This is a genomic window from Pseudomonadota bacterium (genome assembly GCA_016711215.1).
Classification (GTDB): Bacteria; Myxococcota_A; Polyangia.
This window is the reverse complement of sequence record JADJTL010000007.1, coordinates 39,071-50,943: the sequence shown is the minus strand read 5'-3', so window position 1 is coordinate 50,943 and position 11,873 is coordinate 39,071. Positions and strand designations below refer to the sequence as shown.

Sequence of the window (11,873 nt, the reverse complement as noted above, 5' to 3'; positions counted from 1 at the left end):
CCGGTAGCCAGCGCCCCCGTCGCCAGAAGCGCCGCGACTCCAGCCCCCACGACGCCGCCCGCTGCGCACCGGCCCGATCGGCACCAGCTTGTGGGTGGCGTCCGCCGCGGTTAGCATGGGCCCTTCAGCCGAGCAGGATCAAGCATGTCCAACTGGCCGAGTTGCGAAGCGCCTCAGCAGCCGGCCGGCGGGGGCCGCAGCTTCGAGCTGCCAGTGCCCTATTTCGTGCAACCAACGCCGATTACCTGCCAGTCCACCTGCCTCAAGATGATGGGCGCCTACCTCGACGAGCAGGAAGGGCGCGCCAGCGGCGCCAAGAGGGGCGTGTGCGCGCTGCCGATCCAGGGCATCTGGGAAGAGCTCAACGCCCCGAAAGGCGAAGATCGCCGCCCGTCCAAGCTGCGCAATGCCCACCTCAATCTCAAGTGGTGGCTCGAGCAACGCTTCCTGCCACGAACCCGCTTCGTCTATTGGAGGGAGCCGGACCAGCGTGTCGCATTGGCGAAGATCGTCCGCTTCATCGACGGCGGCGTGCCCGTGCTCGTGCGTGTGAGCCACAGCCGGGTGCGGGGGCATATCGTGCTCATCATCGGCTACGAGAACTACGCTCCGGCGCTCGAGGACCTCACCGCCAGGCTGCTCGTGCACGACCCCTACGGCCGCTTCGACCCCGGCCTCGCCGACCCCGAGGACCCGACCAGCTTCGCCGCGAATGCCTGGGGCGATCAGGCAGGCGGCGGTCGATTTCGCCTCGGTCGCTCCCTCATCGGGGGTGGCGAGGTCGGCCCAGGTATGCGCTGCGCGCTGCCGATCGCCGCGCTCTCCCGACGGCGCGCGGGCGACCCGAACCTCGGCTGGTACTACCTGCTCTCCGGCGTCCTCGCCTAGGGCCCTCGAGCCCCGACCCGCCGGCCCGATCCCGGGTGGGTCGAGGGCGCCGCGCTGCTACGGGATCTCATTCGCGCTCGAGCAACGCCCGCATCGCGGCCAACTCCCGCCGCCGCTCGGGCGAGGCCGGCGGATAGTCGAGCTTCAGCGCCGCGAGGTGACCGATGATCAGCTCGGAGACGGCCAGCCGCGTGAACCACTTCTTGTCCGCGGGCACCACATACCAAGGTGCCCAGTCGGTGCTCGTGCGCTCGAGGCATTCGGCGTAGGCGCGCTGGTACGCGTCCCAATGTGCTCGCTCCTGAACATCGGCCGCCGCGAACTTCCAGTTCTTCTCGAAGCAGTCGATGCGCTCGAGAAAGCGGCGCCGCTGCATGTCCCGCGAGACATTGAGGAAGAGCTTGAGCACCAGGATCCCGTTATCGACCAGGTAGCGCTCGAACGCGTTGATCTCGCGGTAGCGCCGGGGCCAAATCCCCTTGCGAGTGTTCGCCGGCAAGCGCTGGCGCGCCAGGTACTCGGGATGGACGCGAACGACGAGCACCTCCTCGTAGTACGAGCGGTTGAAGACGCCGATCATACCGCGCGCGGGCAGGGCCTTGCTGCAGCGCCAGAGATAATCGTGGTCGAGCTCCTCGGCCGAGGGCGTCTTGAAGCTCGTGACCTGGCAGCCCAGCGGATTGACGCCGCTCAGGACGTGCTCGATCACGCTGTCCTTGCCCGCGGCGTCGAGAGCCTGGATCACAACGAGCAGCGCGTGGACATTCTGCGCGTAGAGCTGCTCTTGGTAGGCGGCCAGGCGCGCGACATTGCGCGCGAGACGCGCCGTCGCAGCGCCCTTGTCGCGCAGGCCCGCCGTAAATCCGGGGTCGTGATCGCGCGCCAGATCGACGCGTGTGCCCGGTACGACGCGCAGCGCCTCCAGGCGCAGCTTGCTCCTGCCCCTGGCATTGTCGCGGCTGGCGTTCTTCATCGGCTCTCGCCTCCGTCTCCCCACTGGGGAGGTGCAACGCCGCCAATCATCGCACGGCGCGGCGGCAAACGAGCACCGGCCCCTAGACCGTGCGGCCCGTAGACCGTGCCAGCCGCGCTCGGAGCTTCCTGAGCGCCTCTCGCCCCAGCCCCGCCGAGCGCCGAGCATCGGGACTGGCACGCGCCCTTCAGCACGCGGCCTTCGAAGCCCGTCGGAGATTGCGCTGCTTCAGCGGCTTCGCGACGCCCGTCTGGACGTCGATTCGCGCTCCATGCTAGCGTAGCGCGTCGCTTTCGAGCCTACTGTTGACCGCGCCCCGGCACCTGAGGTGGGGGCGCCCGCTCGTCGGCGATGTCGCTTTGCCGGGGTGCAACCGCGCGCTCATGCGCGGCACTCCAGCGGGAGGTCCGACCCAGTGAACGCAGCTCTGGCGTCTCCGCCTGGCGGATCAGAACCTGGCGGGGCGCAGCATCGCGGCGCCCAACCTTCTGGCGTGCCCTGCCGCCAATCGGAGCAGGGCCTCTGCAGTGACGCCGACGGCGTGCCTGACCAGGGCTCGACCCGGCGCCTTGCGGCGGTGAGGCTGGCGGTGCTGCTTGCCGGCGCCCTGATCGCCCTCCCACGCACCTCGCCCGCGGACGCTGCGGGCGCGTCGGCCGCGCAGCTTGACGCGCCCCGCTCCGCTTCGCGCGGCAGCGCCCAGCACCTGTGCCGGCGCCGCCGCGCGCCTCGTCGCCGCCGCCCCGTCCCTCCCGCGCGCGGTGCCGCGGCAGGTGGAAGCACGTCCCGCGGCGCGGCCACTGACGCAGCGCCCGACGGAGCCAACGGCGGTGCGGGGGCGGCCGACGCTGAGGCCGGCGCCGGGGCCGCCCAGCCGCCGGGAACGCTGCGGCGCGGGGCCCGGGTCGAGTTCGACGGGCGCCTGGTGCAGGGTCAAACCGCCAAGTCCGGGGCGATCTACCTCTTTGCCCGGAAGCGCAGCGAGCTTCGCAGCATGATCGTCGAGCGCACCAATTATCGCACCGAGATCCTCCAAACCGTGTACCCAGAGCGCCCCTAGATGGACTCGCTGAAGCCGGCCGTCGAGGTCTTCGTGTTCCTGGGAGACCGTTTCTTGGGCTCCCGCTGTTTCCAACAGTCGACCATCACCATTGGCAGCGATCCCGAGGCGACGCTGCGCCTGCGCGACGCCAACATCGAGGCGCGCCACGCGGTGCTGCGCCTCGAGGGCGGCCACCTGGTCATCGCCAGCAGCGCGCGCGCGAACGGGGTGCTCGTCAATGGCGAGGCGATCGACGTGCGCCGCGTCGGGTCGGTCGATGAGGTCAGGCTCGGGCCCTTCCGCCTCAAGGTTTCGCTCTTGGGCGGTCGGTCAACAGGATCGTTCGTCGCGACCAACGCCGACGACGGCGCGCGCCGCAACGTCGACGAGGATGCCGCGACGCGGGTTCGGCGACTGAGCGACCTCGAGGGCGCGCCCCTGCGCGCGCAGCCACGCGGCACCCCGCAGCCTCAGCCCAGGGCGGGCGGCGCAGACCTCGACCCCTTTCCGGCCGGCGAACCCGTCACCGTGCCGCGCGGTCGCTCGCTCGCCCCTGCGCGCCCCTCGGTTGACCGTTTCCTGCCGGCAGCACAGGCCGTCGCGCCGCCGCAGGCCGAGCCAGCCGCCCAGGCCCGCGCCGTCGACCCCGCGTTCCGCCCGGCAGCCGGACCCTCTTGGCCCGACACGGTGCCCGACGCTCCACTGACGCACCAAGCAGGCGACCGCGCCCAGCCCTCAGCGGGTTCAGCCTCCGCCACGCGGCCGCAGTCAAGCTGGCCTCCGGAGTCCACGTCGGCGAGCGCCTTCGATGACGACGCCAGCGCGGACCATGGCGAGGACGACGACGACGACGACGCGTCCTTCAGCGAGCCCTTTTCGTTGCTCGAGAGCGTCGTCCGCGAGCGCTTCGCCAGCCCCGTGCCGACCGATCACGTGGCCAGCGCCGAGGTGATTCGCTACCGTGATGGGCAGCTCCTCGACGTCGTCGCCGCGCCACCGGGCGCCAATGTATTTCTTGATCCTGATGGCTTCCGGCTGCTGAGCGTCAGCGGCGACGGACAGGCGATTCTCTTCTTCCGCCGCGATTTCGGCGGCACCGTCGTGCGCGGCGGCAAGGCCTATCCTCTCGGGCGCCTCGCTCAAGATGGTCTGCTCGTCGACGCTCAACGCGAGCATTACGCGATTCAGCTCCACGAGGGCGACTACGCCCAGATCGTGCGACCTGACGCCGGACACCTCGTCCGCTTCGTCCGTGCACCCCGACTCCCGCCGCCACGCCGCGGCCTCGGGCTGAGCTGGGGTTCCGTGCAGGTCTTCGCGGCCAGCCTCGCCCTGCACTTCCTGACGATGGTCCTGGTCGGATTCGCCTCCCCAGAGTCCAGCATGGCCATCGAGAGCGAGGTTGAGCGCTTCGCCAAGGTCTCGCTCAAGGACCTCGAGCTGGAGAAGCAGGCGGAGGCGCCGCCCAAGGCCGAGGAGCCACCACCTCCGGCCCCTGATAATGCGCCCGCGCCGCCACCCAAGGCGGAGCCTAAGGTGCGCCAGCGGGTCGCTTCGCGTCCGGGGCCGGTGAACCCGCAGCCACGCGCTCAGGTGCAACAGCAGCGGCAAGTCGCGAGCGTCCTCAGCGCTCTCGAGAACATCCGTCCGAGCGGTGGCCCTGGGCGCGCCGACCTGAGCTCGCTGGTGACCAACATCGCGGCCGTCCGCGTTCCCGGCGGGGCCGGGGCGAGCTTCAAGGTCTCTGGCGTGATCGGCAAGATCCCGGGCGGCGGCATCCGCCTGGCCGGCGGCCTTGGCGGCGGCGGCGGCCGCGAGACACGTGGCGGATCGCAGCTCCTCGCCGGCAGCGGGGGCGTGGGCTCGATCACTGCGCTGGCAGGGACGGGCTCGCGCGTTCGCGGCAGGGCGACGAAGGCACCGACCCGCGCGATCAGCGCAACGGGCGGCTTCCTCTCCCGGGAGGCGATTCAGCGCGTCGTCAGCGAGCACATGGCAACGATTCAGGCGTGCTATGAACGGCAGCTCTTGGTCAATCGCGGTCTCGCCGGAAAAATCGTCTTCGACTGGGTCATCAACCCCGCCGGTCGCGTCGATACGGCGCGCCAGGTTTCGTCGTCGGTAGCGGACTTCACGGTCTCGACCTGTATCCTGAGCCAGATCCGTAGCTGGGTCTTTCCGCAGCCGGTCGGCGGCTCCGTCACCGTGCGCTATCCCTTCGTCTTCCGCGTGCAAGGATTCTGACCATGAACGTGGCCCGCGCCGCCGCTGCTTCGTCGCCCCGCCGGCGTGCTCACTGGGTCTGGAGCCTCCGGGTCATCGCGCTCGCCGCGTGCCTCGCAGCGTCAGTCAGTGGAGCGCGAAGGGCCAGCGCGAAGAAGCGCGTCCTCTGGGAGGAGACCGACAAGCTGCCCGCCGTGCAGAATCGACGGTACCGCGTGCAACACGAGTTCGCCGCCGCCGTTGGCACCCTACCGGCCGATCCCTACACCAAGGGGTTGACGCTCAGCGGTAGCTACGGCTGGCACCTCAACGACCTCTGGGCGATCGAAGCGCGCGGCCATTGGGTGAGAAACTTCAACAGCGCCCTGCGCGACAAGCTCGAGGGTAACTTCGGCACCGACGCCGACCGCTTCGACAAGATCAAGTTCTTCGGCCAGCTCGGCGGCCTCTTCAAGCCGCTCTACGGCAAGTTCTCCTTTCTCAACGACCAACAGGTCTATGGCGAGTTCTTCCTCTCACTGCACGGCGTCGTGGCCCAGCTCGACGGCGGCGGCGGGTCGGCCGACGACCCGGTGGGTCGCGGCCAGCGGCTGGCCTTCGGCGCCTCGCCCGGCTTCGGCGTGCGGGGCTTCCTCAGCGAGCACTGGTCGCTGCGCCTCGACATCAGCTGGCTCGTGCTCTTCGCCGAGACCGGTGAGACTCATCTTCCCCTGCTGCTGACGTTCAGCCTCGCCGGGACGACGCGGAGCGACTCATGAAGCGGTCCTGGCCTGCTCGCGCCTCGGGCTCGCGCCATCGCTGGTGGCTTGCGGGGGTCGCGCTCTTGCTGCTCACGCCACGCCCGGCCCTCGCCGACCCGGCCACGGCCCAAGGCGGCGAGCTCTACTCGATCGAGAAGCGCCGTCTGATGGGACACCACGAGCTCTCGGTCGGCGTCGGCACGCTGCCGATGGACGCCTTCGGCAAGGGCATCGCCCTGCAAGGCGCCTACACCTATCACTTCAATCATCTGCTCGGCTGGGAGATCATCGGCGGGGCCTACTCCTTCGTGCTCAGCACCGGACTGCGCGAGGACCTGCGAACGCGCTTCGACGCGGAACCCGAGCGCGAGGGCGAGATCAAGGCGCTGCTCAACTCCAACGTCGTGATCAAGCCGCTCTACGGCAAGCTGGCCTTCCTCAACGACTCGCTGCTCGCCGCCGAGCTGGCCTTCACTGCTGGACCCACCGTTGGCCTCTTCGACGATGGGTCGCGACCGGTGGGGCTCAACGCGGGCGTCGGCCTTCGTCTCTTTCTCGGCCCCTATTTCTCCATGCGCGTCGACCTGCGCGACTACGCCTTCGTCGCGGGACTCAGCGACATACGCAACCACCTCTACCTCTCGCTCGGCCTCGGATTGACCTTCGGCTTCGCAGCCAACGACGAGGAGGAGTAAGGAATGCGGCTCCTCACCCGCCAGCCCAACCGGCGCCGCTTCCGCCGCTGCATCGCCGTCGTCGCCCTGCTCTACGCCGGGGCCGCGCTCGCTCCAGCCCAGCTCGTCGCCGCCGCGCCCGCCGCCCGGCCCGGCCCGAAGGCCAACGCGAAGGGCGGCGCGAAGCCCGACCCGAAGGGCGCCCGCGGGGCCGTCCCACCCGCGCGCTGGTTCGCGCGCTGCAAGGAAGCCGACGCCAACGGCCAGTATGCCCAGGCCGCCGATGCCTGCGCCCGCTACCTCAACACGGCGGGCAAATCGGCGGAAAAGTACGAAAGCGCCCAGTTCTTCCTCGCCAACGCCCTCGATCGCCTCGGCCTGCACCACGGCGCGGTCGAGTTCTACTTTCAGGTCGCCAATACGCGCCGCACCCCTGAGTTGCTCCCGCGCGCCGTGCGCGCCCTCGAGCAGCTCTACCTCTCGCGTCCGATCGACGAGGACATGATCCTGCGGGACCTGATCGGTGAAACGGACTTCGGCGAGCTTCCGCCCGAGCTCAATGACTTCGTCCACTACTGGCAGGGCATCACAAACCTCTTTCGCGGGCTCGACGAGTGGGCCAACGAGCGCTTCTCGCGCCTCAGCCGCCGCGGCTATTACTATTATCTCGCGGTCTACTCGGCGGGCGTTCGCCTGCTGCACGCAGATCCCCCGGACCGCCAGCGTTTCGCCGTGCGCGCCTTTGCCGAGCTCTTCGGCGCAAGCGACCTCGCGGCGGCGCTCGAGTCGCTGCGCCGCCGCGGAGAGATCGACGCCAAGCTGACCCTCGCGCTCAAGGCGTTGGTCAACGACGACGGGGCGCTCGATGTGCGCTTCGAACGCCTGCCCCAGGGCTGGGAGCTCGAGCTGGCGCTGCTTGCCTTCGGCCGCGTCGCCGCCGAAACCGGCATTTTGCTGCAACGCGCCAAGGAAACGGACGAGGATGAGCTCGGAAGGCCCTTCGCCTACGACGTCGAGGTCGGCGGAATTCCCGTCTACCGCCGCGCACCACGCTTCGAGGATCGCGTCGGTTTGATCCGCGCGGTCGCCGCGCGCCCCACTGCTGTGCGCAGGCTGCGCGGCATGGCCCTGCACTCGCTCTCGCGCCTGCTCTACGAGCAGCAGCGCTACTCCGCTGCCTATGACACGCTGCTCCAGGTGCCTCGCGGAACCGAACTCAGCTCTGAAATCCTGCTCGAGCGCGCCTGGTCGAAGTACCGCGCTGGCGATCCACACCGCGCCATGGGCCTGCTCTACGCGCTCGACGCGCCGATCTATCGCGGGCTCTTCGCGCCCGAGAAGTTTGTCCTGCGCGGGCTGCTCTACCGCCGCTTCTGCCACTTCCGCGCGGCTAAGCTCGCCGCTCGCCGCTTTCGTGTGCTCTACGACAAGGCCCTGCAGCAGATTCGCGACGGCGTCCCCCTCGTGCAAATCAAGGCCGTCCGCAACGCCGCCCTGCGCCTCGGAGAAACGCGCCGCCGCTACATCTTCGGTCGCACCCTGCGCGACGAGCTGCGCCGACTGGAAGGCTACCGCGAGCGCTGGGCGGCGGGTGGCCTGCATTCGCTGCTGCGCCACATTTACCAGCAGAAGCTACAGCAGGTCCGCGCGGAGCTCGCCGTCGACCTCGAGGCCAGCACGCGCGCGGTCGCCGAGGACATGCTGAGCACCCAGGAGCAGGTCAACCTGCTCGAGTACGAGGTCGCGCAGGCGCTCTTCGATCGCGTCAGCGAGGGCAGCGGCGCCGCGGTCCTGCGCAAGCGCACACCGCCGGTGCCGGCCTCGTCGGCCCGCGTCTACTATCGCTTCACGCAAGAGTACTGGACCGATGAGCTGCCCTTCTACAAGTTCAACATCGAGGATCGCTGTGTCGAATGAGCGCCCCTGCGGCCACTCCGCGCGCCCGGAGCCGTCCTTGATCCCGCCGCATGCGACGGGCGACCGGTCGCGGCGCCTCGGCGCCACCGCCCCGCGCATCCTCCGGGGGCTGTGCCGTGGGGGCCTGCTCGCCTGCCTCCTGGCTAGCTGCGCGACGCCGCCACGTCGCCCCGGAGTCGATGATGAAGTCGCGCGCCTGCAGCGTGATATCGGAAAAGTGCGCTTCGCGCTGCGCACCACCAAGACCCTGATCACCCGCGCTCGCGGCGCTCGCTATCTTCCCGACCTCTTCAACCGCCTCGCCGAGCTTTACGTCGAGCAGGCCCGTTATCAGTACCAGCTCGTGCTGGCTCAGAGCACGGCGAAGAACACCGGCGGTGTCGTCTCGGTGCAGACCCGCCTGCTCAAGAATCAAGCGATCGCCACCTATCGCCGCCTGCTCAATCTCTATCCGGACTATCCCGACGGCGACAAGGTGCTCTTCTTCATGGCGCACGAGATGCGCGAGCTTGGCGACTACGACCAAATGCTCCGCACCTATCAGGACCTCGCGGACAAGTATCCCAAGAGCGAGTACCGCCTCGAGGGCCTGCTGGTGATGGGCGACTACCACTTCGACCGCGCCCAGCTCGACGACGCTGAGAAATTCTACCGCATGGTCCTCGAGGGCCCCGAGACGCGCGTTCATGCGATGGCGCGCTACAAGCTCGGCTGGTGCCGAATCAATCGCGCCGACTTCAAGGGCGCGCTGACGCTCTTCGAGGGGTCGATCCGCGCGGCGCAAACCTTCTTCGCCAACAAGACGACCCAGACCTCGGGCGGTGCCAAGATCGACCTGCGTCGTGAGGCCCTCGTCGACTCGGTCTTTTGTTTCACCGAGGTCTACAAGCCCGAGAAGGCGCTCGACTACTTCCGCCAACGAGCCGATACCAAGACGACCTACCTCGCCGCGCTGGACAAGCTCGGCAATCGTTACTACGTGCGCCAGAACTGGGTCTCGGCGGCGATGGTGTATCGCGAGATACTCACCCTCAGCGGCGATCTCGAGGACGCCGTTGAGTACGCCAATCGCCTCTATGAGGCGGTGACCAATGGCAAGCTCTACCGCGACGGCGCGCAAGATGTCGAAGCCTTGGTGAGCGTCATCCGGCGGCGCTATTACAACGCCGCGCTGGCGGAGAAGGAGCGCGCCCAGCTCTACCGCGCCTTCGAGGGCTACACCCGCTACATTGCGACGCAGATGCAGCAGCTCGCCACGGAGAAGAAGGACGAAGAACTCTACCTGAAGGCTGCCCGGGCCAACGAGGCCTACCTCTCCTTCTTCGCCACCAGCAAGCACGCACCGGCGATTCGCGGCAACCTCGCCGACGCGCTTTACTCGGCCAAGCGCCAGCTCGCGGCCGGCCGCGAATACGAGCGCTCGGCTACCACGCAGCGCGGTGACGAGCGCAGGGTGTCGGTCTACACGGCGGTGGTCGCCTACTTCGACGCGCTCAAGGGGACGGAGAAGCTCTCGCGCCTCGACGTCGAGCAGGCGCGCGCCGGTCTGCGCCGCGCCGGCGAGCTCTATCTGCGGGAGTTTCCGCGCGGGGACAATGCGCGCGAGGTCAAGTTCAACATCGCGCGCACCTACTACGACGCAGGCGACTTCAACCAAGCGATACGCCTCTTCACCGCCTTCGTCGACGAGTTCACGCGTTCGCGGGAAGCGACGGTCGCGGCCCACCTGGTCCTCGACTCGTACCGCAACCAAGAGGACTTCGAGGGCCTGATCGTCACCGGCAAACGGCTGCAGCGACTCGCCGACCTCGGCGACGCGGCGTTTCGCGGCGAGTTGGCGGCGATCGTCCAGGGCGCCGAGGAAAACCTGCTGCGCGCCGAGACGATCAAGGCCGGCGAGGAGCAGGGCGACGCCGAGGGCACGGCCCAGCTCGAACAGATCGCCGAGACCTACAAGGGTACGACCCTGGGCAAGAAGGCCCTGCTCAACGCCTTCGTCGCCGCCCGTAATTCCCGCGACCCGGAGAAGGTCTTCGAGGTCGGGGAGAAGCTGCGCCGCGCCTATCCCAACGCCGAAGAGCTCCCCGATGTGCTCTCGACGATGGGCAAGATCGCGCTCGATTCGCTGCAGTTCACCCGCGGGGCCGGCTACCTCGAGGCGGCTGCCCGCTTCCGGCAGGGCAAGGCAGCCGCCGACCTTCACCTCGCCGCTGGCCAGATTCGCGCGGGACTCGGTGACCGCAATCACGCCGAGCAGAACCTCAATGTCCTGCTGCGCCTGCCGGTCACACCGACGCAGAAGGCGGAGCTCGCCGTGCGCATCGCCCGGCTCCACGTCGATGCCAGCGACTGGGGCAGCGTCGTCGGACTGCTGCAACGCGCTCAGGGCGCGGGCGCAGCCTCACCTGACCTGTCCTACTTGTTGGGCTACGCCCTCTTTCGCCAGGACCAGCTCGCTCCCGCGCAGCAGCAGCTGCAGGATGCCGCCGTCAACGGCGGCGCCGGCAACGACGCCGACCGCGAGGCGGCGGCCGCGGCTCAGCTCTACCTCGGTGAGATCACCTACAAGGCCTTCGAGGCCGCGCAGCTCAGCAGCGACCTGAGCCAACTCGGGGCGACGCTCCAGCAAAAGCTTGGCCTGATGGCGCAGGCGAGGCAGGCCTACACCGGCGTTGGTGCCCTCGGCAGCGGCACCTGGACGGTCGCCGCGCTCGGCCGCCTGGCAGCGGTGGACGAGGCCGCAGCGCTGGCGCTACGCGAGCTCCCGCTCCCACCCGATCTCCCTCCAGATGCAGCGAAGCAGGTACGCCAGGCGCTCGCGGCCCAGGCCGCGCCGCTGGAGGCCGAGGCCAAACAGGCGATCGCCCAATGCGCCGCGGCCGCCCGCCGGCTCAAGGTCCTCTCGCCGGCAGCCCAGGCCTGCCTCGCCGGTCGGGCGCCCAGCGGCGATCCGCAGACCCGGTCGGCGACGGTCTCGGCACAGCAGGTCACACCGAGCGGCAGCCGAGAACTCCAGCTCAAGCTGGCGCAGCAGCCGAACGACGCGGCTGCGATCGAGCAGCTGGGCACGCTCTACCTGGCTGCGGGCGACCCCTACATGGCCCAGCTGATCTTCTCCAAGGGTCTCGAGCTGCGAGAGACCGCGTCGTTGCTCAATCTGCTGGCCGCCGCTCAGGCCCGGCTGGGCAACCCCCAGGAGGCCTATGCGCTGCTCTCGAAGGCCCTCAAGCTCGATCCGAGCCACCGCGCCGCCCGCGTCAATCGCGCAGCGCTGTTGATCAGCTTCGGCTACAAGAGTGACGCTCAGACTGATCTGCGCGCCGTGCCGAACCTGGGCGCGCTCAGCGACAGCGACCCCGCCCTCATTCCCGACGCCCTGCGCATCGTGGGAGGCAGCGCGTGAGACTGAACGTTCC

8 protein-coding genes are annotated in these 11,873 nt (G+C 69.1%); 7 read left to right on the top strand and 1 reads right to left on the bottom strand.

Features of this window, described 5'->3' with window-relative positions:
* Positions 1–144 precede the first annotated feature (144 nt).
* Complete coding sequence (locus IPL40_15315; GenBank protein MBK8482509.1) at positions 145–888, top strand: hypothetical protein; 744 nt, start codon at positions 145–147, stop codon at positions 886–888.
* A 67-nt stretch (positions 889–955) separates the two neighbouring features.
* On the opposite strand, the gene IPL40_15310 is transcribed toward IPL40_15315, so the two are convergent.
* Complete coding sequence (locus IPL40_15310; protein MBK8482508.1) at positions 956–1,861, bottom strand: polyphosphate kinase 2 family protein; 906 nt, start codon at positions 1,859–1,861, stop codon at positions 956–958.
* Between the two features lie 493 nt (positions 1,862–2,354).
* On the opposite strand from IPL40_15310, the gene IPL40_15305 reads away from it, so the two are divergent.
* From IPL40_15305 to IPL40_15280, 6 genes are all read left to right on the top strand, one after another.
* Positions 2,355–2,921 (top strand): hypothetical protein, encoded by a 567-nt coding sequence (locus IPL40_15305; protein MBK8482507.1) that lies wholly within the window; start codon positions 2,355–2,357, stop codon positions 2,919–2,921.
* Positions 2,922–5,147, top strand: a complete 2,226-nt coding sequence (locus IPL40_15300; GenBank protein MBK8482506.1) for an AgmX/PglI C-terminal domain-containing protein — start codon at positions 2,922–2,924, stop codon at positions 5,145–5,147.
* 2 nt (positions 5,148–5,149) lie between these two features.
* Complete coding sequence (locus tag IPL40_15295) at positions 5,150–5,884, top strand: outer membrane beta-barrel domain-containing protein (protein ID MBK8482505.1); 735 nt, start codon at positions 5,150–5,152, stop codon at positions 5,882–5,884.
* Positions 5,881–6,561, top strand: coding sequence for an outer membrane beta-barrel domain-containing protein (locus tag IPL40_15290; protein ID MBK8482504.1), 681 nt, complete (start codon positions 5,881–5,883; stop codon positions 6,559–6,561). Before IPL40_15295 ends, IPL40_15290 begins: the two co-directional genes overlap by 4 nt.
* Before the next feature lie 3 nt (positions 6,562–6,564).
* A complete protein-coding gene (locus tag IPL40_15285; GenBank protein ID MBK8482503.1) occupies positions 6,565–8,457 on the top strand; it encodes a hypothetical protein in 1,893 nt (630 codons plus the stop codon).
* A 217-nt stretch (positions 8,458–8,674) separates the two neighbouring features.
* Positions 8,675–11,860: a tetratricopeptide repeat protein gene (locus IPL40_15280; GenBank protein MBK8482502.1), complete on the top strand. Its 3,186-nt coding sequence runs from the start codon at positions 8,675–8,677 to the stop codon at positions 11,858–11,860.
* Positions 11,861–11,873 lie beyond the last annotated feature (13 nt).

Excerpts from the sequence above, each read along its gene's own strand:
- IPL40_15315 (MBK8482509.1), top strand. The coding sequence starts at position 145 with ATGTCCAACTGGCCGAGTTGCGAAGCGCCTCAGCAGCCGGCCGGCGGG.
- IPL40_15310 (MBK8482508.1), bottom strand. The coding sequence starts at position 1,861 with ATGAAGAACGCCAGCCGCGACAATGCCAGGGGCAGGAGCAAGCTGCGC.
- IPL40_15300 (MBK8482506.1), top strand. The coding sequence starts at position 2,922 with ATGGACTCGCTGAAGCCGGCCGTCGAGGTCTTCGTGTTCCTGGGAGAC.
- IPL40_15295 (MBK8482505.1), top strand. The coding sequence starts at position 5,150 with ATGAACGTGGCCCGCGCCGCCGCTGCTTCGTCGCCCCGCCGGCGTGCT.
- IPL40_15290 (MBK8482504.1), top strand. The coding sequence starts at position 5,881 with ATGAAGCGGTCCTGGCCTGCTCGCGCCTCGGGCTCGCGCCATCGCTGG.
- IPL40_15285 (MBK8482503.1), top strand. The coding sequence starts at position 6,565 with ATGCGGCTCCTCACCCGCCAGCCCAACCGGCGCCGCTTCCGCCGCTGC.